19 protein-coding genes and 1 tRNA gene are annotated in these 22,255 nt (G+C 62.7%); 6 read left to right on the top strand and 14 right to left on the bottom strand.

The features are described from left to right. Nucleotides 1-29: 29 nt before the first annotated feature. From KO538_RS26835 to KO538_RS26810, 6 genes are all read right to left on the bottom strand, one after another. Entirely contained in the window at nucleotides 30-1,433 is a 1,404-nt protein-coding gene (locus KO538_RS26835) for a lipopolysaccharide biosynthesis protein (protein WP_219330181.1), read from the bottom strand. 21 nt (nucleotides 1,434-1,454) lie between these two features. After that, a complete protein-coding gene (locus KO538_RS26830) occupies nucleotides 1,455-2,003 on the bottom strand; it encodes a dTDP-4-dehydrorhamnose 3,5-epimerase family protein (RefSeq protein WP_080698627.1) in 549 nt (182 codons plus the stop codon). Between the two features lie 56 nt (nucleotides 2,004-2,059). Then, nucleotides 2,060-2,983, bottom strand: coding sequence for a glycosyltransferase family 2 protein (locus KO538_RS26825; protein WP_219330180.1), 924 nt, complete (start codon nucleotides 2,981-2,983; stop codon nucleotides 2,060-2,062). 110 nt (nucleotides 2,984-3,093) lie between these two features. Continuing rightward, nucleotides 3,094-4,185 (bottom strand): redox-regulated ATPase YchF, encoded by a 1,092-nt coding sequence (ychF, locus tag KO538_RS26820; protein WP_034753282.1) that lies wholly within the window; start codon nucleotides 4,183-4,185, stop codon nucleotides 3,094-3,096. Nucleotides 4,186-4,339: 154 nt separating this feature from the next. Then, nucleotides 4,340-4,573 carry a helix-turn-helix transcriptional regulator gene (locus tag KO538_RS26815; protein WP_034753279.1) on the bottom strand — a complete coding sequence of 78 codons (234 nt, stop codon included), beginning with the start codon at nucleotides 4,571-4,573 and terminating at the stop codon, nucleotides 4,340-4,342. Next, nucleotides 4,573-5,148 (bottom strand): hypothetical protein, encoded by a 576-nt coding sequence (locus KO538_RS26810; protein ID WP_219330179.1) that lies wholly within the window; start codon nucleotides 5,146-5,148, stop codon nucleotides 4,573-4,575. Before KO538_RS26810 ends, KO538_RS26815 begins: the two co-directional genes overlap by 1 nt. A 123-nt stretch (nucleotides 5,149-5,271) precedes the next feature. Here KO538_RS26810 and KO538_RS26805 point away from each other — a divergent pair, with 123 nt between their 5' ends. Beyond that, nucleotides 5,272-6,369: a serine hydrolase gene (locus tag KO538_RS26805; RefSeq protein WP_219330178.1), complete on the top strand. Its 1,098-nt coding sequence runs from the start codon at nucleotides 5,272-5,274 to the stop codon at nucleotides 6,367-6,369. Here the strand turns inward: KO538_RS26805 and pth are convergent, their stop codons facing one another. From pth to KO538_RS26770, 7 genes are all read right to left on the bottom strand, one after another. Next, entirely contained in the window at nucleotides 6,370-6,954 is a 585-nt protein-coding gene (gene pth, locus KO538_RS26800) for an aminoacyl-tRNA hydrolase (protein ID WP_034753275.1), read from the bottom strand. Between the two features lie 115 nt (nucleotides 6,955-7,069). Continuing rightward, nucleotides 7,070-7,678 (bottom strand): 50S ribosomal protein L25/general stress protein Ctc, encoded by a 609-nt coding sequence (locus KO538_RS26795; protein WP_035824067.1) that lies wholly within the window; start codon nucleotides 7,676-7,678, stop codon nucleotides 7,070-7,072. Between the two features lie 166 nt (nucleotides 7,679-7,844). Then, the gene (locus tag KO538_RS26790) at nucleotides 7,845-8,795 is read right to left on the bottom strand and encodes a ribose-phosphate pyrophosphokinase (RefSeq protein ID WP_034753270.1); all 951 of its coding nucleotides are present in this window, start codon (nucleotides 8,793-8,795) and stop codon (nucleotides 7,845-7,847) included. Between the two features lie 149 nt (nucleotides 8,796-8,944). Further along, nucleotides 8,945-9,021: transfer RNA gene (locus tag KO538_RS26785), tRNA-Gln, on the bottom strand. Nucleotides 9,022-9,099: 78 nt separating this feature from the next. Continuing rightward, nucleotides 9,100-9,984, bottom strand: a complete 885-nt coding sequence (gene ispE / locus KO538_RS26780) for a 4-(cytidine 5'-diphospho)-2-C-methyl-D-erythritol kinase (RefSeq protein ID WP_219330177.1) — start codon at nucleotides 9,982-9,984, stop codon at nucleotides 9,100-9,102. Next, on the bottom strand, nucleotides 9,981-10,619 hold the full coding sequence (locus KO538_RS26775) for an outer membrane lipoprotein LolB (RefSeq protein ID WP_219330176.1): 639 nt from the start codon (nucleotides 10,617-10,619) through the stop codon (nucleotides 9,981-9,983). Before KO538_RS26775 ends, ispE begins: the two co-directional genes overlap by 4 nt. A 59-nt stretch (nucleotides 10,620-10,678) precedes the next feature. Beyond that, nucleotides 10,679-12,469, bottom strand: a complete 1,791-nt coding sequence (locus KO538_RS26770; protein ID WP_219330175.1) for a tetratricopeptide repeat protein — start codon at nucleotides 12,467-12,469, stop codon at nucleotides 10,679-10,681. Nucleotides 12,470-12,637: 168 nt separating this feature from the next. Between KO538_RS26770 and mutM the strand changes: the two genes are divergently transcribed. From mutM to KO538_RS26745, 5 genes are read left to right on the top strand one after another with little or no spacing between them, the layout of a single operon-like run. Beyond that, on the top strand, nucleotides 12,638-13,474 hold the full coding sequence (mutM, locus tag KO538_RS26765) for a bifunctional DNA-formamidopyrimidine glycosylase/DNA-(apurinic or apyrimidinic site) lyase (RefSeq protein ID WP_219330174.1): 837 nt from the start codon (nucleotides 12,638-12,640) through the stop codon (nucleotides 13,472-13,474). A 21-nt stretch (nucleotides 13,475-13,495) separates the two neighbouring features. Further along, nucleotides 13,496-15,397, top strand: coding sequence for a dynamin family protein (locus KO538_RS26760; RefSeq protein WP_070305307.1), 1,902 nt, complete (start codon nucleotides 13,496-13,498; stop codon nucleotides 15,395-15,397). Between the two features lie 23 nt (nucleotides 15,398-15,420). Beyond that, nucleotides 15,421-16,584 carry an A/G-specific adenine glycosylase gene (mutY, locus tag KO538_RS26755; protein ID WP_374106892.1) on the top strand — a complete coding sequence of 388 codons (1,164 nt, stop codon included), beginning with the start codon at nucleotides 15,421-15,423 and terminating at the stop codon, nucleotides 16,582-16,584. Then, nucleotides 16,584-18,374: a sensor histidine kinase gene (locus KO538_RS26750; protein WP_219330173.1), complete on the top strand. Its 1,791-nt coding sequence runs from the start codon at nucleotides 16,584-16,586 to the stop codon at nucleotides 18,372-18,374. The genes mutY and KO538_RS26750 overlap by 1 nt, the downstream gene beginning before the upstream one ends. Beyond that, nucleotides 18,371-18,985 carry a response regulator transcription factor gene (locus KO538_RS26745; protein ID WP_219330172.1) on the top strand — a complete coding sequence of 205 codons (615 nt, stop codon included), beginning with the start codon at nucleotides 18,371-18,373 and terminating at the stop codon, nucleotides 18,983-18,985. The genes KO538_RS26750 and KO538_RS26745 overlap by 4 nt, the downstream gene beginning before the upstream one ends. 53 nt (nucleotides 18,986-19,038) lie before the next feature. Here the strand turns inward: KO538_RS26745 and KO538_RS26740 are convergent, their stop codons facing one another. After that, on the bottom strand, nucleotides 19,039-22,245 hold the full coding sequence (locus KO538_RS26740) for a molybdopterin dinucleotide binding domain-containing protein (RefSeq protein WP_219330171.1): 3,207 nt from the start codon (nucleotides 22,243-22,245) through the stop codon (nucleotides 19,039-19,041). Between the last annotated feature and the right edge of the window lie 10 nt (nucleotides 22,246-22,255).

Below are 22,255 nucleotides of genomic sequence, written 5' to 3'. Positions count from 1 at the left end.
GCGACGGGCAGCAAACGCTCTCAGCCCTGCTACCGGACGGGCCTGAGCAGCCTGAATGCGGCACGCAGCGAAGGCCGGTAAATGTACAGTGCGGCCGCGAGCAGCACGCACCACGCCAGCGGGGCAAGCGGCCCCATACGCTGCGCAAAAAACGCATGGCCCACCGCCAGGAAAGACAACAGGGCAACACCGAGATAGATCGAACGGCGCGGCAGCGGACGCCAGACGCGCATACCTAATTCTGTCTTGACGACAAAATACACGAGGAAACCCAGCAGCTGCGCCACGGCGGCTCCCATGGCGCCACAACGCGGCACCAGCACGGCGCCAGCCAACAGCGTACCCAGCAAGCCTGCCGCGAAAGCGGCGATCGATAATGCAGGACGGCGGGCCAGATTGATGCCGACGCCTGTCACTTCTGCCAAAGCATACAACAGCGGCTGGCCCACGGTGGCCACCGCCAGATAGGCGACGCCATGATAGTTGGAAGGCAAGACCCATCCGATCAGCCAGGCCAGGGTGCCCGTCAGGCAAAAACCCACGACCACGATGGCCAGCGCATGGCGGCAAATGGCCTCGATATTCGATAGATCTCCACCGGCGGCGGCCCATTTGTGTACTTGCGGCACCCATACGATGGTGAAGATGGACTGCACCAGCCAGGCGCCGGTGGCCACGCGCATGGCCAGCGCATAAATACCGAGCTCGTCAAAGCCAGCAAAAGAGCGCAGCAAGCCCATGCCGGCCGACAGCATGGACAGGTAGCCAATGGCGCTCACCAGCAGAGGCCCGGCCTCGGAAAGCAGGCGCCGCAGCAGCCCCCGGTCCACGGGGGCGGCCCAAGCTTGCGCCAGCGATTCGCGCGCATGCCACAACAGCCATAACGTGACCATCCAGGTGGTGGCCACGACCAGGCTTGCCAGGTGCACAAAATTGCGCTGCGGATCCCACCACAACACCGGCAGCAGCATCAGCAGCGATATTTTCGGCAATACCTGCGCCAGGCTGAAAACCCAGGCGCGCTCCTGCATGCGAAAGAGCTGCGCGATCAGGCGATTGACCAAGGCACTCAGCACGCCGGCAACGAACAGCAAGGCTAGTGCAGGCTGCGTCACATCGAATAACAGTCGAGATACCGGTGCGGCAAGCAGCAGCACCAGCGCAAGTGCGACAGGCGCCAACAGCATGGCAGGCAACAGGCACGCTTTCAGCAAGCCGCTACGGCTCGTGCTGTAATGGTATTCATGCAGGAAAGCCTTATCCAGCCCCAGCGACAGCAGCAAGCCGGTCACCGTGCACGCGGTCATGAAAAAATCCAGCTTGCCTATGTCAGCAGGCGGAAACAGCCAGGCCACGGCAGGCACGGTGGCAAGGCTGCACAGTAGCGACAAGATGGGGCCGGCTGAAAAACCCGCGAGACGGTTCAGACGCATCGTTCAGCAAGGCCCGGCATCTCAGCCATGCCTATCGTTGGAAAAACGATAGGGAACCGTGTCCGAATCGGCCGGCACGCGCCAGTGATCCGGCGCATCATAGCGATACGCATGGTCCACCGCATTGACGAGGATGGCCGGCGTGCTGCAATAATTCTGGACGCCGTGCCAGACGCGCGGCGGCACGACGAGCAAGCCGGGACGCTTGGTGCCCAGTTTGAATTCGTTGAGCATGCCAAAGGTGGGCGAATCCTCGCGCGCGTCGTACAGCACCACGCGCATCTGGCCCGCAGCCACGAACAAGCGGTCTGTCGTGATGGCGTGCGCATGCCAGGCGCTCAGTCCACCCGGCTCCAGGGTCGAGGCAAATATCTGGCCGATCTGTGCGGCATCCGGCACCCATTCGGTGCGGAAAATTTCAGTCAGGCTGCCATACGCCGTCAAGACAGGTTTGATTTCCTGAAAGATCACGCCGTCGATCAAGGAAGGCGATTTCGGCTTCCATTCCTTGGTAATGCTTTCGCCATCTTGCTTCGCGCCAGCCAACAGCCAGTTATCTTTCTCAACCACCAGATCTACCCCCAGAAATTTTATAAAAATGCTCTTATATATTGCAACCGTATTATCTATCGCTGCGGCATGTCCTTCAATCCCCGGCGACGCCGTAATTCACGTATAAACGTTCCTTTGCGCCAATATTTTATCCAAAAGCCGGGATGCGGCGGCCACAGCCCCAACATATAACAAATGCGGCGCGATAACGCTTTTATGGTCGTCACGGCAGACTGTAGCGGCGCAATCAGCCGCTCATGAGCAACTTGGCCATAGAGCGTAGTGACAGCCTGCAGAATATTGAGGGGATCTTGCATGTGTGCCCACCAGAACGCATGCTCGCTTTGCTGCCGGTCGAGGTAGGCATTGCTGCGGCTGCCAGACTGGATCAGGATGGCGCCGATACGGGGATGAGCCAGCATCGGCCGCCCCGCGCGATACACGCGGTGCAACCAGGCTTGCGACGGCCAGCAGCGCACTTCCCATGATGGCTGCCATGGCCCGATCCGCAGGGCCAGCTCACGCCGCATGACCCACAGAGTAGCGGGGACGTCCATCCACGGACGGTACGCTTGCACGCCGTCCGCCAGCGCCCCCACCATGTGATATCCCACCGGCAAGACCACCAGTCCCTGGCCAAAGACCAGGTCAGCCCCGGCGCGTTCGAGAAGATCGATACTGCTTTGCAAATGATCGGGCAACCACAAATCATCGTGATTCAGAAAGGCCAGATACTTGCCGCGCGCCAGGCTGACGCCCATATTATTGGGCCCCGTCTGCTCGCCGTAATTGGTCTCCAGATTCACGAAGCGGATGCGCGTGTCGCCGAACGCGGCCACTACCTCGGCGGTATCGTCGGTGCAGCAATCGCCGACAATAATCAGTTCCCAATCCTGCACAGTACTGGCGAGTACCGATTGAATCGCATACCCGAGGATATTGCTCCGGTTATACGTGGCCATGACAATGGAAACGAACGGTTGCTTATCTGGCTGCATGACAGGCCTTTTCAAATCACGGACAAAAAAAAGCCGCCCAAACATTGAGCGGCTTTTCGCAATGGACTAATGCAGTATGTTGCTGGCGCTCGCCAGCAAGCATCTGTCCTTTAGACGTTGAACAGGAAGTTCAGCACGTCGCCATCCTTGACCACGTATTCCTTGCCCTCGGCGCGCATCTTGCCCGCTTCCTTGGCGCCCGCTTCGCCCTTGTAGGCGATGAAGTCATCATAGGCGATGGTTTGCGCGCGGATGAAGCCGCGTTCGAAGTCGGTGTGGATCACGCCGGCCGCTTGCGGTGCAGTGGCGCCCACAGGGACAGTCCACGCGCGCACTTCCTTCACGCCTGCCGTGAAGTAGGTTTGCAGGCCCAGCAGCTTGTAGCCGGCGCGGATCAAACGGTCCAGGCCTGGCTCTTCCATGCCCATGTCGGCCAGGAAAGCGCCCTTGTCGGCATCGTCCAGGTCGGCGATTTCCGCTTCCAGCGCCGCGCAGATGGCGACGATGGGGGCGTTTTGCGATTGCGCATAGGCCGTCAACTGGTCCAGCAGCGGGTTGTCCGTGAAGCCCGAATCGGAGACGTTGGCCACAAACATGGCGGGCTTGGCCGTGATCAGGCACAGCGGCTTGATCAGTTCCATTTCGTCCGCGTCCAGGCCCATCGCGCGCACGGGCTTGGCGTCGTTCAGGTAAGGCATCATGCGTTCCATGATGGCCAGCAGCTTGGCCGCGTCCTTGTCGCCGGAACGGGCTTTCTTGTTTTCGCGGTGGATGGCTTTTTCCACAGTGCCCATGTCGGCCAGCGCCAGTTCGGTCTGGATGACTTCGATATCGTCGAGCGGGTTGATCTTGCCGGCCACGTGGATGACGTTATCATCTTCGAAGCAGCGCACGACGTTGACGATGGCGTCCGTTTCGCGGATGTGCGACAGGAACTGGTTGCCCAGGCCCTCGCCCTTCGATGCGCCTGCCACCAGGCCGGCGATGTCGACGAATTCCACGATGGCGTTGACCATGCGTTCCGGCTTGACGATGGCGGCCAGCGCATCCATGCGCGGATCCGGCACTTCGACGACGCCGACGTTCGGCTCGATGGTGCAGAACGGATAGTTTTCAGCCGGGATGCCGGCTTTCGTCAGTGCATTGAACAGGGTGGACTTGCCGACGTTCGGCAAGCCGACGATACCGCATTGGAGACTCATGGAAAACCTTTAATTAATCAATTTTGCCGGCAAGCGGCTGGTGCAAAAACGGCCTGTACCGGCGTTTTCTGGATAATCTTGCTGTATTAATGCTCGTAAGGGTCAATTGTACCTCTATGCACCCTACTCTTCAAAAAAACCGCCCTCTGTGCCGCTAACTGCCGCCATCCCCGTCGTCCGGCTGCGACGCATCGAATTCCAGGATGTCGCCGGGCTGGCATTCGAGCATCTCGCAAATCTTCGACAGGGTATCGAAACGCACGCCGCGCACCTTGCCCGATTTCAAGAGAGACAAATTCTGTTCCGTGATGCCGATGAAGGCGGCCAGTTCCTTCGATTTCACTTTTTTCCTGGCCAATACCAGGTCGAGGCGCACGACGATACCCATCAGATGAACCCGCTGTTTTCATCGGCCAATCGCTGGCCTTCATGGAGGATTTGCGCCAGCGCAAAGAAAACTGAACACAGCAGCAAGGTCCACAAGTCGCCGCCCGTGATGTCGATGACCAGGCGCAATTGGCTGGCCCCCTCTTCCAGCAAGCCGAACAGCATGCCGCGCATGGTGGGTTCCAGCAGGGTCAGCACCGTCCCCAGCAGCAAGCCGCCGGCGAAACGGCGAAAGTGCCGCGCTACCTGCGGCGTAAAAAACACGCCCTGCTCGAACTGGCGCAAGACCGCGGCCAGCTGGCGCACGGCGTCACCCAGCACGCACAAGGCCGGCAAGGCCAGCGCCAGGCCCAGTCCCCGCTGCCACAAGGGCATGGCGGCCAGGCGCTCGAATGGCTGGCTCTGCAATTGCAGCAACAGTTCATACATGCCGGCGCCGCCGACGGCTCCCTGCACGGCCGGCGCGGGCGCCAGCCAGCCCAGCACCGTCAGCAGCAGGTACAAGACAAAGAATCCCGAAACGCCGTAGCGCACGCGCCGGCTCAGCGCCGCGGGCGCCGTCTGATTTTTTTTCATAGTTAAAAGAAAAGTATACGAAAGCGGCTAGTGCCGTTAGAATAAATTATCGTAAAACAATAATTAAATCATGTTTTGCGAACATTTTAGCATGTTCCATCACCCTTATCGACTGGAGACACCATGAAAACCCTGCTTGCCTCGCTCGTTTGCAGCACCGCCTTTTTGCTCAGCGGCACCGCCCGCGCCCATGACGTGAACGCCATGCTGCAGCAGGCGCTGGCCGACAAGAGCGTGCCGGCCATGACCATACTCGTGATTCGCGACGGCAAGATCGATGCGCAGGCGCAAGCTGGCGTGCGCGCCAATGACGGCCACGATGCCGTGCGCGCCGATGACGTGTGGAATATCGGCTCCGATGGCAAGGCCATGACGGTGACCCTGATCGCGCGGCTGGTGGAACGGGGCGTGCTGTCGTGGGACGCGCCGCTGTCGCGCATGCTGCCCGCGCTGGCTGGCGGCATGCGCGCCGAGTACCGCGACGTCAACCTGATGGATCTGCTGTCGCACCGTGCCGGCCTGCCGCCCAATCCAGACGAGGCGTGGATCAATTCCACCTACGCGGACACGCGCCCCTTGCCGCTGCTGCGCCAGGAATACGCGCAGCGCGCGCTGGCCGACGCGCCAGTGGCCGCGCCGCGCGGCGAATCGCACTACTCGAACAGCGGCGCCATGATCGCCGCCGCCATCGCGGAACAGGCCACGGGCAAGACGTATGAGGAATTGATGCAGGCCGAAGTGTTCGGCCCGCTGGGCATGCGGGCCGCGTTCGGCCCCACCGTGCGCGGACAGAATCTGGGGCATAAGGAGAACAAGCCGATTGCCGGCTTGATGGCCAGCAATCCGCTGATGATGGCGCCCGATGGGGAGATTCACCTGAGCATGCAAGACTGGGCCAAGTTTGCGCTTGATCAACTGCACGGCGAACAAGGCAAGGGCAAGCTGCTGAAACGGGAAACGTATATCTTGCTGCACACGGCGCAGGGCGACACGAATGCAGCCCTGGGCTGGGGCGTGATGCATTTTCCACCGCAAGCGCCGCAGCGTGTGCTCACCCACCTGGGCTCGAACGGCTACTGGCACGCGTTGATCGCGCTGGCGCCCGGCAGCGGCGACGGCTTGCTGATCGCCGCCAACGCGGGCGAAGGCAGCAGCGCCCAGGCCAGCCAGCAGCAGATGGCGAAAACCATCATGGCCGGCTTCGGCCAGGCAGGAAAATAACTAGGCCGTATGCAGTTTCATCGTCGCGGCTTCGAACTTGCCTTCGACGATCTGCGGCATCACCTGCAAGGATTTGTCGATCGCTTGCTCGATCAGTTCCTGGTCTTCGCGGCGCGGGCGGTGCAGCACGAAGTCGGCCACCTGCTGCTGCAGGCTCAGGGTGCGCGGATGGCCGATGCCCAAGCGCAAGCGCCAGTAATCCTGCGTGCCCAGCGCGGCCGTGATGTCTTTCAAGCCATTGTGGCCGCCCGCCGAGCCGCCCTTTTTCAGGCGCGCGATGCCGGGCATCAAATCGAGTTCGTCGTGCACGACCAGTACTTCATCGGCGGCGATCTTGAAGAAGCGCGCCAGCGCGCCCACGGACTGGCCCGAGCGGTTCATGAAGGTCAGCGGTTCGAGAAGCCAGACTTCGTTGCCGCCGATGGAAGTCTTGGCCAGCATGGCGTTATAGCGCGAGTCGCGCTGCAGGCGCGTGCCGGGCAAGCTGTTGGCAAGATTGTCCACCAGCCAGAAGCCGGCATTGTGGCGGGTTTGTTCGTATTCGGGTCCCGGATTGCCGAGGCCGACGATCAGGCGTATGGGCATGGCTGTGTCTGCAATGTAAAAGAAAGCATTATCGGTGAAAACAGGCGGAAAAAAACCCGCGCGGCGAACCTGGCGGGTTTTTCCTTGCGACTACCGCATTGCTGCGGCGGCAAAATTACTTCTTGTCAGCAACAACTTCAGCAGCAGCGGCTTCAGCAGCAACGTGGCCAGCAGGTACCGAAGCGGTAGCGATGGTCAGGTTGGCGCCGTGGGTGACAGCGGTCACGCCAGCTGGCAGGACCAGGTCGCCAACGTGCAGCGAGTGACCGACGTCGATGTTCGACAGGTCAACGTTGATGAATTCTGGCAGTTTGCCTGGCAGGCAAGCTACTTCGATTTCATTGGCAACGTGGCTGATGGTCGCGCCGTGCAGTTTGACTGCTGGGGAAACGTCAGCGTTGATGAAGTGCAGAGCCACTTTCACGTGGATAGGCTGCGATGCGTCAACGCGCTGGAAGTCAGCGTGCAGAACCAGTTGTTTGTATGCGTGGACTTGGAAGTCGCGCAACAGAACTTGCTGGGAAACGCCGTCGATTTCCAGATCCAGGATCGACGAGTGGAACACTTCTTTTTTCAACGCGTGGTACAGGGCGTTGTGATCCAGCGAGATCAGCACAGGGGCTTCAGCGCCACCGTAGACGATACCAGGGGTTTGGCCGGAAATGCGCAGGCGGCGGCTCGCTCCGGAACCTTGCAATTCGCGTTTAAATGCGATAACTTTCATGTGAAACTCCAAGAAGAACAAGGCTTGCGCCTTGTGTTATGAGGATGCCCGCGACCAGGAATCCTCGGAAATGGGGTGCAAAACACCCCGAAAATTAAAACACTGCGGCGCAACAGGCAAAAAGCCGGTCGCGCCGCAGGCATTACGTCTGTTACTGCTGATCGAATCAGTCGATGAACAGCGAGATGACGGAGTCACCCTTGATGATGCGTTTGAACGTCTCGGCCAGCAGCGGCGCGCACGTCAATTGACGGATCTTGCCGCAGGCCAGGGCCGCTTCGGACAGGGGGATCGTATCGGTCACGACCAGCTCGTCGAGTGGCGAGGCCGAAATACGGTCGATCGCCGGGCCCGACAGCACCGCGTGCGTGCAATACGCCACGACTTTTTTCGCGCCGCGCTCTTTGAGCACTTCGGCAGCCTTGGTCAAGGTGCCTGCCGTGTCGACCATGTCATCCATGATCACGCAGTTGCGGCCTTCGACTTCACCGATGATGTTCATCACTTCGGACACGTTCGCTTTTGGACGACGCTTGTCGATGATGGCCAGGTCGCAGCCCAGGCGTTTTGCCAGGGCGCGCGCACGTACCACACCGCCGACGTCCGGCGACACCACCAGCAGATCCTGGTAGTTTTTCTTTTGCAGGTCACCCAGCAAAATTGGCGAAGCGTAAATATTGTCGACTGGGATATCGAAGAAACCTTGAATCTGGTCGGCGTGCAAGTCCATGATCAGGACGCGCTCGACACCGGCTTCTTCCAGCATGTTCGCCACCACCTTGGCCGAAATCGCCACACGCGCGGAGCGTGGACGACGGTCTTGGCGGGCGTAGCCGAAGTAAGGAATCGCGGCGGTGATGCGGCCAGCGGAAGCACGTTTCAAGGCATCAACCATCAGCATGATTTCCATCAGGCTGTCGTTGGTTGGAGCACAGGTGGATTGCAAAACAAAAACATCCTTGCCGCGTACGTTTTCGTTAATCTCGACCATTACTTCGCCGTCGGAGAATTTCGAAACGTTTGCTTTACCGAGAGGGATGCCGAGGTTTTTTGCGACCCCCTCTGCCAACGCTGGATTCGCGTTGCCGGTAAAAACCATCAGGTTTTCGTAAGCCATGGGAGTCCCAAGAGGTGATATAGAAGTCTTGAAAAGCACTAACCGGGCATAGGCCCGGTCAGTCATGTTTAGAATATGCCGCGTGGCGGCACATCTGCTTTTTCCCGTACTGGACGCCAACTTCGCATCGACAGACTACGGTGAAATGGTGGCAGGGGAAGAAGGATTCGAACCTTCGCATGCTGGAATCAAAATCCAGTGCCTTAACCAGCTTGGCGATTCCCCTACGTTACTGACTGCTTGCCGTCATGTTGGCCAGTATTATACCGACTATTTGACGCTAAGCAAAATCTTTTTTTGCTCTCTACAACATGGTGAGCATCGGGTGGCGATTCAGCGCTTTTGCCTTCCAGGCGATCCAGACTGGTGGCACATTGCTGAGCACCGCATCCGCTTCTTCCTGACTCTCAAACGCACTAAACACACAAGCACCGGAACCAGTCATCCTGGCCTCACCGTAAGCACCCAGCCATTCTACCGCATCTGCTACCGGCTTGAAAAGACTGCATGCCACTTGCTGTAAATCATTCTTACCAAACCCGCCCGCATCGTTTCCTTCTGCGAGGTGCCTGGAAAAGTCCGCTATTGTGACGGGTTCGGTATTTCTCGTCAAGCCTTCCGCGCAAAAAATTGCGGCGGTCGGCACTTGCACGCCAGGCTCGATCACGACATACCAGCACTCGGGCGTGGCAACGGGCTGCAAGGCTTCGCCCACGCCTTCGGCAAAGGCATTCTCGCCAAAGATGAAAAACGGGATATCGGCTCCCAGCGGCAAGCCCAGCGCCATCAATTCCTCGCGCGTCAAACCCGCCTGCCACAGGCGGTTCAAGGCCATCAGGGCCGTGGCAGCGTCGGACGAACCGCCACCGAGGCCGCCGCCCATGGGCAGCACCTTGTCGATGGCGATATCGACGCCGCGCGGCAAGGCGCCCGTGCGGCGCAACACTTCGGCCTGCAGCAGTGCCGCGGCGCGGATGATCAGGTCTTGCTCCTCCGGCACGCCGGCGAGGGCCGTCACGCGGCGGATCGCCGTGTCGTCGCGCAGCGCGAAGTGCAGGGTGTCGCCATGGTCGAGCAACTGGAACACCGTCTGCAGCAGATGATAGCCATCGGCGCGGCGGCCGTTGACGTGCAAAAAGAGGTTCAGCTTGGCCGGGGCCGGGCAGTTATTCAGGGTAGTCAACGTCATTGTGCTTGAGCCGATGGGGCGGGATCGAGCACGATGCGCAGCGAGACGGCATCGGCCTGCGCGCTGGCATTGCGTTCGGCATCGATACGCCGCGGTTGGGGCAAGGCGCCCGGTGTATTGTCAGACGCATCTTGCCACGACACATAGCGCAAGCGCCAGCCGTCCTTGGTGGTGACGCTGTCGTTGGCCGGCGAAGCGACGAAGCGCTTGCCGTCGGCGCCCACGGCATGGCCTTGCAGCCAGTCGCGCAAGCCCGACACGGGCAAGGACCAGCCCAGCAGCTGCGCGCTCAGGGCATCGACATCGGGCGCGCTGCGCGGCGCCTTGCCGCTTTGCGTCAACACGGCTTGCTGCGGCGTGACGACGATCGTCGCCAGCGTGCTGCCGACGGGCGAATACAGGGTCACGTCCGTGCGCTGCGCCGTCTGCTGCCAGTTGAAATTGACGGTGGCCGATTCGGGCTTGTCATCCTTCTGGTACACGACGTTCAGGCGGCCCGTCAGCTCGACCTGGTCGCGGTAGGGGGCGACGGTTTGACCGGATGGCGCGGCGCCGGACGAAAAGGGGGAAGTCAGGGTCGAGCAGGCCGAGAGGGACAGGCAGACGAGCGTGAGGGGGAGGAGTTTTTTCAACATGGGCACAAGGAAAAACCAGCGCCATGGCGCTGGTTTTATAGTTTAGTTAATCGATTCAATCACAAACTGACATTCAAGCGTGCCAGCGTACTTTTCAGCGCATCGTTTTTCGGGTCGTTGCTTTGCGCCTCGCGCCACAGTTTTTGCGCTTCGGCCTTGTCGCCCTTCTGCCACAGCACTTCGCCCAGGTGGACGGCGATTTCCGGATCGCTGCGCACGGCATAGGCGCGGCGCAGCGCATTTTCCGCCGCGGCCAGGTTACCCATGCGGAACTGCACCCAGCCCATGCTGTCCATGATGAACGGGTCGCCCGGCGCCATCTGCAGCGCTTTTTCGATCAGCGCATGGGCCTCTTCCAGGCGCAGGCCCCGTTCGGCCAGCGAATAACCGAGCGCGTTGTACGCGTGCTGGTTGTCGGGCGCCAGCGCCATCACGCGGCGCAAGCTCGCCTCCATCAGCTCGAATTTATCCAGGCGCTCGGCCAGCAAGGCGTAGTCGTACAGCAGTTCCGGATTGTCGGGGAAACGCAGCAAGGCGTTTTCCATCACCGTGTACGCGCTTTGCACGTAGCCGGCGTCGCGCAGGAATTGCGCATCGACCAGCAGCACCTGCGCCTGGCTAACCGGATCGTCCGTTTCGATTTCCGTCAGCGCCTTGCGCGCCGCATCGAGATTGCCGCCGCGGGCGATCAGCTGGGCGCGGCGCAAGCGCGCCTCGACATAGCCGGCCGACGCGCTGTTGTCGACCTTGTCGAGCCAGGCGATTGCGCCGGCCGTGTCGCCGCGCGTCTCGGCGATCTGCGACAGTATCATCAGGGCCTTGAACGGATCGCGCGTATCGCCAGGATTTTTTTCCAGCACGGCCAGGAAGCGCTTGAAGTACTGCTCCGCGCCCTTGGTGTCTTCCAGCTGCAGCGCCACGATGCCGAGCGCATACAGGGCGCCCACGTTATCGGGCTGGCTTTTCAGCAGCAGCAGGAACTGTTCGCGCGCCGGCTCCAGCTGCTTTTGCTCGACCAGCAGGCGCGCATACGCGCCGCGCACTTCGACGGCGTCCGGATTCTTTTGCAGGAACGTGGCCAGCACCTTGTTTGCCGCCTCGGGTTCGCCCGTCACCTGCGCCAGGGTCAGCGCGGCCAGTTCGGAGTTCGGCTTGATGGCCAGCGCCTTGTTCGCTTCACGGATGGCGCGGTCACGCTCGCCAAGCGACAAGGCGCCCTGCGCCAGCACCAGATGCGCTTCGAACATGTCCAGGTAAGGCTGCACCAGGCGCGTCATCATCGAATAGGCATACAGCTTGTCATTCGAGCGCGACAAAATCTGCTGCATCTGGAACAGGGCCACGCCACGCGCGCCACCCGGCGCATTGGCCAGGCGTTCGGCGAAGATCGGTTCCGCTTCCTCGATCTTGTCGGTCAGGACGACAAAGCCAAGGAAGAATTGCGTTGCCTCGTCCGAGTCGGGCGCCAGCTCGCGCCACAGGCGGATGGCCGCCAGCGCTTCGCTGCCCTGCTTGGCGGCCAGCGCCATTTCGGACGCGCGGCGCGCCAGGCGCGGATCGCGCGTCTGCTGCGCCGCCACCATCATCGTCACGTACGGCCCTTGCCACTGCCCGCTCTTGAATTCCATTTCCGCGCGGGTCAGCTTGTACAGCAGGTCGCTGCTCAATTCGACCTTGGGCAAGCCGTCCGCCTTGGCGTCCACCTTGGACTCGCTGCCCTCTTCCTGCGGCGCGGCGGGAGCGGACGCAGAGGGGCTGGCCGCGGCATCGGCAGGGGCGACAGGCGTCTGTGCCATGGCATGCGTGGCCATCAGGGCGGACAAGGTTACAATGGCGAAAGCGTTTTTCAAAGGCTGATCCTGGCTAAACGGCAAAGTTTGATTCTACGCCCAACGCGACTATCGCGTACTTCACGTATGTAACGAAATATATACGTCGTGGCGGCGTAGCCTGCCAGGGCCAGCCCTCGGCCGGCAACCCGCCTGTTTTTTTACCCGGTTTTCAACCAATCGAGCCCTATGCCAGAATTGCCAGAAGTCGAAGTCACACGGCGCGGTGTCGCGCCCCACCTCGAAGGGCGCGCCGTGCGCTCCGTCGTGCTGCGCCGCGACGGCTTGCGCTGGCCCTTCCCCCCTGCCCTGGGCGAACAATTGTCGGGGCAAACCATCGGTCTGACGGGGCGGCGCGGCAAATACCTGCTGATCCACTTCCGCCACGGCACCCTGATCATCCACCTGGGCATGTCGGGCCATTTGCGCGTGCTGCCGACGGGGACGGAAGCGCAAAAGCATGACCATTTCGACCTCGTCGTGGAAGATGCGGACGGCGGCAGCCAGGTGCTGCGCATGACGGATCCGCGCCGCTTCGGCGCCGTGCTGTGGCACGACGAGGCCGACGGCCCGCTGGACGGCCACGCGCTGCTGCGCGGCCTGGGCACGGAACCGCTGGAAGGCGGCTTCACGGGCCAGCTGCTGTTCGAAAAAACGCGCAACAAGGGCACCAACATCAAGCAGGTGCTGATGGCGGGCGACATCGTCGTCGGCGTGGGCAATATCTATTGTTCCGAAAGCCTGTTCCGCGCGGGGATCAACCCGAAGACGCCAGCGCGGCGCATCGGTCTGGCGCGCTACGAAAAACTGGCGCAGGCGATCCGCGACGTGCTGGCCGAAGCCATCGTGCAGGGCGGCAGCACCCTGCGCGACTTCATCGGCGTGAATGGCCAGTCCGGCTACTTCCAGCAGACGTATTTCACGTACAACCGCGCGGGCAAGCCCTGCCGCGTGTGCGGCGCGACTATCCGCCAGATCGTGCAGGGACAGCGTTCCACGTTCTACTGCGTGAACTGTCAAAAGTAAGTCATAGGTAAAGGGGAGCAGATGGTCAGAGACCTGGAACAATACAGCGCCTGGCGGCAGGACGTGCAGGCCGCCTTGCAGGCATACCGGCAAGCCGCCAGCGCGGCAGGCCTGGTCGACGGCGCCTCCGCGCTGCGCCTGGCGCGCTGTGGTTCCCGCCTGCTCGACGACCGTTTATCCGTCGCCTTCGTGGCGGAATTCTCGCGCGGCAAATCCGAGCTGATCAACGCCATCTTCTTTGCCGGCTACGGCCAGCGCATCCTGCCATCGGGCGCGGGCCGCACCACCATGTGCCCCACCGAGCTGCTGTACGACGCGGCCTGGCCGCCCTCGATCCGGCTGCTGCCCATCGAGACGCGCGCGCAGAACCTGTCGACCAGCGACTACCGCGACCTGCCCGCCGCCTGGACCATTCTGCCCCTGAATATCGAGGCGGGCGGCGACATGCAGGAAGCGATCCGCCAAGTCAGCCTGACGAAAAAAGTCAGCGTCGAGGAAGCGGCGCGCTACGGCCTGTACGACGCCGACGACGCGGATGCTCCCGCCATGCTCGACGAGGACGGCCAGGTGGAAATCTCCATGTGGCGCCATGCCATCATCAACTTCCCCCATCCGCTGCTGAAACAGGGCCTGGTCATCCTCGACACGCCGGGCCTGAACGCCATCGGCACGGAACCGGAACTGACCCTGAACCTGATCCCGAATGCGCACGCGGTGCTATTCATCCTGGCGGCCGACACGGGCGTCACGCGCAGCGATATCGAGGTATGGCGCAACCATATCGGCGCCGGCGCGGGGCGCCTGGTGGTACTCAACAAGATCGACAGCATGTGGGACGAATTGCGCGGCGATGCCGAGGTGGCGCAGGCGATCGAACGCCAGCAGGCCAGCGTGGCGCATCTGTTGACACTGGACGCGAGCCAGGTGTTCCCCGTCTCGGCGCAAAAGGCCCTCGTGGGCAAGATCAACGACGATGCGGCGCTGCTGGAAAAGAGCCGCCTGCTGCCGCTGGAGACGGCCCTGTTCGAAGAGCTGATCCCCGCGCGCAAGGACATCATCCGGCGCCAGCTGGCGTTCGACCTGGACGCCATCGAAGCGGCGCAGCAGGTGCAGGCGGCGGCCCGCGCGCGCGGCATCGCCGAGCAGCTGCACGAGCTGCACAGCCTGCGCGGCAAGAACCAGAGCGTGATCGCGCACATGATGCGGCGCATCGATATCGAGAAGAAGGAATTCGACAGCAGCCTGTTCAAGCTGCAGGCGACGCGCGCCGTGTTTACCCGCCTGTCGACGGAGCTGTACACGAGCCTGGGCATGGACATCGTGCGTGACGATATCGACGGCGTGCGCGCCGCCATGCAGCGCAGCCGCTTTTTCACGGGCCTGCGCGAAGCCGTGCGCCAGTATTTCGAGCGCATCGCCAGCAACCTGGACCGCTCGGAAGGCAAGACGGCCGAGATCACGGAAATGATGAACGTGATGTACCGCAAATTCGCCTCCGAACATGGTTTGGCGCTGGCCTTGCCGATGCCGTTTTCGCTGGCCCGCTACCGCCAGGAAATCGCCGACATCGAAGCCGTCTACCATAAGCAGTTCGGCACGGCGACCCTGCTCACCACCAGCCGCGTCGTGCTGATGGAAAAATTCTTCGACACCATCGCCTCGCGCGTGCGCCGCAGTTTCACGAACGCCAATGACGACGCCAGCGCCTGGCTGAAAGTCATCATGGCGCCGCTCGAAGCGCAGATCGTCGAGTACAAGGAACAGCTGAAACTGCGCTTCGCCTCGATCCAGCGCATCCACGACGCGACGGGCAGCCTGGAACAGAAAATCGCCGGCTTCGAGGCCAGCCTGGCGGCGCTCGAACGCGACAAGGCGCAGCTGGCGCAATTGCTGGCCACCCTGCGTGCGGCCAGCGCAACATAGACAACAGAACACTGGAATCCTGCATGAAACGTTTGCTGCACCCGCTCTCGCCCGCCACGGGCATGGCACCTTTTGAAGATTATGTCGACCCGACTTTTTCCGCCACCGTCATCGCATGGCAAAAGCAGCATGGCCGCCACGCGCTGCCCTGGCAAAACACGCGTGATGCCTACCTGATCTGGCTGTCCGAAATCATGCTGCAGCAAACGCAGGTCACCGCCGTGCTCGGCTACTACACGCGCTTCCTCGAACGCTTCCCCACCCTGCGCGACCTCGCTAGCGCGCCCGTCGAAGACGTGATGGCGCAGTGGAGCGGCCTAGGCTACTACACGCGGGCGCGCAACCTGCACAAGTGCGCGCAGCGCGTGGTGGCCGAATACGACGGCGTGTTCCCCAGCGACCCGGCCCTGCTGGCCGACCTGCCCGGCATCGGCCGCTCGACGGCCGCCGCCATCTCCGCGTTTTCCAGCGGCACGCGCGCGGCCATCATGGATGGCAACGTCAAGCGCGTGTTCGCGCGCACCTTCGGCATCGATGCCTATCCCGGCGAAAAACGGGTCGAGGAAGCCATGTGGCGCCGCGCCGAAGCGCTGCTGCCAGAGACAGGCATCGAGGCCTACACGCAGGGCCTGATGGACTTCGGCGCCACCCTGTGCACGCGCAGCAGCCCCGATTGCGGCCGCTGCCCGCTGCAGCCGCGCTGCGTGGCCTACGCCACCGGCCGCACCAAGGATTTACCTGTACGCAAACCGAAGAAAACCAGCCCGGAAAAACACGCCGTCATGCTGGTCGTCATCGACGATGGCCAGGTGCTGCTGGAGCAGCGTCCCGGCTCGGGCATCTGGGGCGGCTTGCTGTCCCTGCCCGAACTCGATGGCCACGTGCTGGCCGGCGAGGACTGTCCGCGCGACATCGATCAGGATGCGCTGGCGCGCGCCGTGGCGCCGTTCGGCGAAATCGAATCGCAGGAACGGCTGCTGCCCATCGTCCACGTCTTCACCCACTACAAGCTGCACATCGTCCCCTGCCGTATCACCGTGGCGCGCCGTCTGGCGCTGGCAGGAGAAGCGACGCACGTCTGGTACGACGGCGCGAAAATCGCCGATGCGCCGCTGCCTGCACCGATCAAGAAACTGCTGCTGGACCTGTTCGGCGATGCGCGTTCGGCGCAGCGCAGCATGTTCTAGTGCGCAGGCTTGTCGTACTGGCGCTGGCGATCCTGTTCTCGCCAGTGCATGCCGACACGGCGCTGCCGGAAGTCAGAATAGGCGTACTCGCCTACAAGGGCGGCGACGCGGTGCAGCAGGACTGGTCGTACGTGACGCGCCACCTGCAGGCCAGCATTCCCGGCATCCGTTTCATCCTGGCCGACTACGACCAGGCGGGCCTGACGCGCGCCGTGCAATCGCAAGCGATCGCCTTCGCCATCACCAGCAGCGGCCACTACGTGGCGCTCGAACACAGCGACGGCGCCAGCCGCATCGCCACCCTGGAATCGCCATGGACGGACTCGCCGCGCCAGGCCATCGGCTCGGCCATCGTCGTGCGCAGCGCGTCGCCGCTGCATGACCTGGCCGACCTGGCGGGCAAGAACGTGATGGCCGTGGCGCCCGACGCCTTTGGCGGCTACCAGATCGCCGCGCGCGAACTGCGCGAAGCGGGCATCGATCCCACGCATGATTTTGCCAGCCTGCGCTACAGCGGCTTTCCCTCGCAGCAGATCGTCGACGCCGTGCGGTCGGGGCATATGGATGCGGGCATCGTGCGCACCTGCCTGCTCGAACAGATGGTGGCGCGCGGCGAAGTACGGGCCGACGAACTGCGCGTGATCACCACGCGCCCGATTCCCGGCTTTCGCTGCGCCAGCTCGTCGCGGCTGTATCCGGACTGGCCCTTCGTTGCCCTGCGCCAGACGCCGCCCGCGCTGGCAAAAAAAGTGGCGCAAGCCCTGCTGGCCATGCCGCGCACCGGTGAAGGCTACAGCTGGACAGTGCCCAGCGATTACCAGATCGTCGATGAACTGTTCCGCGACTTGCACATCGGCCCCTACGCCTATCTGGACAAGCTGACCTTCGAGACGGCGCTGCGCCGCTACTGGGGCTGGATGCTGCTGGTGCTGGCCCTGCTCGTGGCCTGGGCCGTGCACACGGTGCGCGTGGAATACCTGGTCAGCCGGCGCACCGAGCAATTGCGCGCGGCCCAGCACCAGCAGCGCGCGCTGGAAGAACAGGCGCGCCAGCGCCAGGCCACGCTCGACCACACGGCGCGCCTGGCGATATTGGGCGAAATGGCCAGCGCCATCGCGCACGAATTGAACCAGCCGCTGGCGGCCATCGGCAATTTCGCGCGCGGCATGGCGCGCCGCATCACGGCCGGCCGGCTCGACGCGGCGCCCCTGCTCGACGGCGCGCAGGAGATCGCCACGCAAAGCGAACGCGCCGGCGCCATCATCCGTCACATCCGCGCGATGGCGCAAAAACGTCCCGCGCACAGCACGGCTTTCGCCCTGGCCGGCGCCGTCGAGCAAGCCGTGGCACTGTTCCGCGCCGCCCATCCGCACGCCCGTATCAGCTGGACCCACGACGGCAGCAATCTTGACGCGCACGTGCTGGCCGACCCGCAGCAAGTGCAGCAGGTGCTGCTCAATTTATTGAAAAATGCGCTCGATGCGCAGGTGGAAAACGGCAATCCGCAGCATCCAATCGGCGTGCTGCTGCACCGTGAAAATGGCGCCTGCACGGTAGCCGTGCGCGACGCGGGATGCGGCCTGCCAGCAGCGCAGATGGCGCGATTGTTCGAACCGTTCTTTACCACCAAGGCCGAAGGACTGGGCCTGGGCATGTCGCTCAGCAAAAGCATCATCGAATCGTTCGGCGGCAGCCTGTCGGCGCACGCCAACGCTGATGCGCCAGGCTTGACGGTCTGGTTCCGCCTGCCCGAAGATAGCCATATGGACGCAAATAAGGAAACACCATGAATGAAAGCGACGCCATCATCTTTGTCGTCGACGACGATGCCGCCATGCGCCGCTCGCTGGCCTATCTGTTCGATTCGGCCGGCTGGAAAGTGGCAACGTTCGAATCGGCGCGCGATTTCCTGCAGCGCTACGCGGGCCATGCGCCCGGCTGCTTGCTGCTCGACGTGCGCATGCCTTTGATGAGCGGGTTGGAATTGCAGCAGGAACTATCACGCCACGCGATTGCGCTACCCGTGATTTTCCTCAGCGGCCACGGCGACCTGGCCATGGCCGTGCAGACGATGAAGGCAGGCGCCTGCGATTTTCTGGAAAAGCCATGCAAGGACCAGGTGCTGCTGGACGCCGTCTCGCGCGCCGTGGCCCGCAGCGTGGAAGAAAGCCGCAGCGCCGCCAGCACCAATACGGCACAGGCAGCATTGGCGACATTGACGGCGCGCGAGCGCGAAGTGGCGCTGCTGATGGCCGAAGGCAAAGCGTCGAAAGTCATCGCCCGCGAACTGGGCATCAGCGACAAGACGGTGCAGGTGCACCGCCATAACACGATGGAAAAACTGGGCCTGCATTCAGCAGCCGAGGTAGCCCGGCTGCTGATGGCGGGTGGGGCAATTTAGGCTGTCTGTCGGATTACGCTACGCTAATCCGACCTACCAACTAGTGGACAAATCTAAGTCCGCACGATCCGCGCCGGCAGCCCCTGCCGCACAGCCGTGCCCGAAACGGGATCGACAAACACGTTCTTGTCGCCACGGCTCGGATCCGTCAATCCCAGGTCGTTCAGGTTGATGCCCGCGCCGATGGCCGGTTCATCGGGCTGGCGCAGCTTGCCGATGCGGTGGGCGCGCGCGCCGTGCTCCTTGTGGCCGAAACCGTGCTCGATGGCGATCACGCCGCGCTGCACGCCATGGCGCAGCATCACCGTGGCCCTGGCCTTGCCGCCCGGCGTTTCCAAAACAATTTCATCGCCATTTTGCAGCTTCAAGCGGGCCGCGTCGTCGGGGTGCACGGCGACGGGATTGTCCGGATGGATGCCGCGCAAGCGCCGCGCGCCGATGCTGTACGAGTTTTGCAGCGCCGATTTAAAACTGATCAGTTCGAACGGCCATTCGCTGGCCGGATAGGTTTTACGTACGGGCGTGCCATCGGCAAACGCCGCCACTCTCCACGCGGGCGTACCGGGGAAACGCTTGCCGCTCAAGCTGTTCTTGCTCACACCCAGGCCCTCGTTGTACAGCATCATCGGTTTCAGATAGCGGTGCGTGGACCAGTCCTGCGGATACGGCGTCTCGTCGGTCACGGGCACAGGAGCAGCCGGCGCCTTGGCATTCGCGGGTGGCAGGCGCAGGCCGAACATCTCGCCATAGCTCTGGTAGCGCCCTCCCCGCGCCAGCATGAAGGCCACCTTGCGCCACTCTTCCGGCTTCAGGGTACGTTCCAGTTCGGGGCGGATGCGCGCCACGCCGGACAGGTCGATGTCGTCGTCGCTCGCGTCAGGCACCGACGTTTTTCCCTGCCAGGCGATGTTGGCGCCGCCGCGCAGATACCAGTCTTCCGCGCGCTGCAGGGGATAGCGCTGGCCATCCATATCCTGCAAGGCGTCCGGGCCGAAGCCGGGCAAGGCCATCGTTTTTGCCAGCGCGATGAAGAACGATTCCATGCAGATGGTCTGGCCGTCCGGCGTCTTTTGCACGCGCGGTTCGACCACGGGCCAGCGCGCCGTACTCATTTTGACGGGCATGCCGCCCCAGGCGCCAGCCCAGCCCCAGCTTTCATACAGCAAGGTATCGGGCAGCAGGTAATCGGCAAACGCCGAGCTTTCATTGATGAAGGGGTCGATGGCGACGATCAGGGGAATCTTCTTCGGATCGGCCAGCTCCTTGCCGATCTGCGCGCGCAAGCCCGTGATGCCGTAGACGGGATTGCAGCTCCACAGGATCAGCGCCTTCAAGGTGTACGGATAGCCGTTCATGGCGCTGGTGAGCCATTCGGTCGCCAGCGCGGGCGCGTTCGGATACCACGGCGCCCGGGCCGGATATGCCTTGCCCGCTTCTTTCTTCAGCTTGAATTCCGAGGTTTTTTCATACGGCACATTGCGCCCGATCGGCATGCCGGCCGCCTTGATCTCGCCGTCGAAACTCTCGAGGTTATAGCGCGGGCCGGGTCCCGCATCCTTGAAGCTGCCGCCATTGACGAGGGTGCCGCCCTTGCGGTTCAAATTGCCGATCAGGGTATTGAGCATGACCAGCGCGTACGCGTTGTAAAAGCCGGCGCCCGACATCATGCCGCCGTGCGCATTGACGGCCGCGCGCTTGCCGTGGCTGGTCAGTTCCTGCGCCAGGCCTTCGATGATGTCGCGCGCGATGCCGCAGGCGGTCGCGTAGTCATCCATGCTGTGGCGCTGCGCTTCTTCATTGAGCATCGTCATCGCTGTCTTCAGGTGCAGCGGCGCGCCGGCCACGTCCAGCGGGCCATCGAAAAACAGGCGCGCCTCGCCCTTGGCTGCGTTGTGCGGCACGATGGCTTGCGTGGCGGCGTCGATCACGCAGAAGGCGTCGCCATCCTTGTAGCGCTCTTCTTCCGCCAGATCCACCGCACCGATGTCCGACGCGCGCAGGTAGCGGCCATCGCGCGGATGGCCCTTTTCGTTGATGATCAGATGCGTGGCGTTGCACCAGGCGGCCTCGCCCGCCGCTTCCGCCACCTTCAGGTTCGGCTGCACGAGGAAGTTGCGGTCATAGCGTTCGTGCTCGATGATCCAGCGTATCATGGCCATGGCCAGCGCGCCGTCCGTGCCCGGCTTGATCGGCACCCAGCGGCTGCGGTCGCCCGCGGCCAGGCTGTCCGCGTTCGTCAGCACGGGATCGACGACGACGTAGCTGAATTCGCGCTTGCCCGAGCGGGCCTTGGCGATCAGGGTGCCCTGGCGCTTGAACGGGTTGCCCGCATTGCCCGGCGCCGTGCCGACGAAAATGCAGAACTCCGTGTTTTCCAGGTCCACTTTCGCGTGCGGCATTTTCTTCATGTCGCCGAACATGGCGCCCGAACCGCTGCGGTAGGCGCCGCCGCAATACGAGCCGTGGTTGACCAGGTTCAAGCTGCCGTACGACTGCTTGAAAAAGCGCGTGCCGAACGCCAGGCGGCCATCGTCGGTGCTGCACATCAGGCCCACCTGGTTCACTTGCGGACCCAGTTCCGGCTGCGCCGGATCGATCGGTTTTTCCAGTTCGCGCAAGGCGCGCAAGCCCTGCACATGGCCTTCGCCAAACAGGTCGCCGCCTTCCGTCACTTCCTTGACCAATTGGTCAAAAGCGATCGGTTCCCACTGGCCGCCGCCGCGCGGCCCCACACGCTTCATGGGCGCCAGCACGCGGAACGGCGACTCCATCTGTTCCAGCACGCCGTTGCCGCGGCCGCAAGCCGTCGAGCGGCCCTTCAAGCCCTTTTCCTGGAAGCGCGACAGCGAGACGAAGCTGTCGCGTATCGAGGTCTGGTATGGCAGCGCCGGATCGGCCGACAGGGGGCTGTACGGATTGCCCGCCACGCGCAAGACCTTGCCGCTTTTTTTATCGAGGCGCACGCGCACGCCGCAAAACGTGGTGCAGCCCATGCACATGGTGTAGCTCACTTGCTGGTCCGGATTGACGGTCAACTTGCCCGTGGCCGTGTCGACGGAAAACTCGGGCGGCAGCGAATTGCCGTGCAGTTTCTGCACAGGCTTGTCTTTGCCCAGCGCGTGGTCGACCATGCGGCCGGCCGTGGTGGAAAAGCTGGCGGCAAACGCGGCCAGGCCACCGCCGATGGCGCCATAGCGCAGCAGCTTGCGGCGCTTTTCATTCTCGTCTTCAGAGACGTCGTCGTGTGTGTGTTCGTTCATTTCTAGCTCC

This window comes from Janthinobacterium sp. NKUCC08_JDC (genome assembly GCF_019345575.1).
GTDB lineage: Bacteria > Pseudomonadota > Gammaproteobacteria > Burkholderiales > Burkholderiaceae_D > Janthinobacterium > Janthinobacterium aestuarii.
This window is presented reverse-complemented; position numbering and strand designations above follow the sequence as displayed.

Bases quoted from the DNA above. Each gene is read 5' to 3' on its own strand.
- KO538_RS26740 (WP_219330171.1), bottom strand. From the start codon at position 22,245: ATGAACGAACACACACACGACGACGTCTCTGAAGACGAGAATGAAAAG.
- KO538_RS26795 (WP_035824067.1), bottom strand. From the start codon at position 7,678: ATGAAAGTTATCGCATTTAAACGCGAATTGCAAGGTTCCGGAGCGAGC.
- mutM (WP_219330174.1), top strand. From the start codon at position 12,638: ATGCCAGAATTGCCAGAAGTCGAAGTCACACGGCGCGGTGTCGCGCCC.
- KO538_RS26760 (WP_070305307.1), top strand. From the start codon at position 13,496: ATGGTCAGAGACCTGGAACAATACAGCGCCTGGCGGCAGGACGTGCAG.
- ychF (WP_034753282.1), bottom strand. From the start codon at position 4,185: ATGAGTCTCCAATGCGGTATCGTCGGCTTGCCGAACGTCGGCAAGTCC.
- KO538_RS26775 (WP_219330176.1), bottom strand. From the start codon at position 10,619: ATGTTGAAAAAACTCCTCCCCCTCACGCTCGTCTGCCTGTCCCTCTCG.
- KO538_RS26790 (WP_034753270.1), bottom strand. From the start codon at position 8,795: ATGGCTTACGAAAACCTGATGGTTTTTACCGGCAACGCGAATCCAGCG.
- KO538_RS26805 (WP_219330178.1), top strand. From the start codon at position 5,272: ATGAAAACCCTGCTTGCCTCGCTCGTTTGCAGCACCGCCTTTTTGCTC.
- KO538_RS26810 (WP_219330179.1), bottom strand. From the start codon at position 5,148: ATGAAAAAAAATCAGACGGCGCCCGCGGCGCTGAGCCGGCGCGTGCGC.
- KO538_RS26835 (WP_219330181.1), bottom strand. From the start codon at position 1,433: ATGCGTCTGAACCGTCTCGCGGGTTTTTCAGCCGGCCCCATCTTGTCG.
- KO538_RS26745 (WP_219330172.1), top strand. From the start codon at position 18,371: ATGAATGAAAGCGACGCCATCATCTTTGTCGTCGACGACGATGCCGCC.
- pth (WP_034753275.1), bottom strand. From the start codon at position 6,954: ATGCCCATACGCCTGATCGTCGGCCTCGGCAATCCGGGACCCGAATAC.
- KO538_RS26825 (WP_219330180.1), bottom strand. From the start codon at position 2,983: ATGCAGCCAGATAAGCAACCGTTCGTTTCCATTGTCATGGCCACGTAT.
- KO538_RS26815 (WP_034753279.1), bottom strand. From the start codon at position 4,573: ATGGGTATCGTCGTGCGCCTCGACCTGGTATTGGCCAGGAAAAAAGTG.
- ispE (WP_219330177.1), bottom strand. From the start codon at position 9,984: ATGACGTTGACTACCCTGAATAACTGCCCGGCCCCGGCCAAGCTGAAC.
- mutY (WP_374106892.1), top strand. From the start codon at position 15,421: ATGAAACGTTTGCTGCACCCGCTCTCGCCCGCCACGGGCATGGCACCT.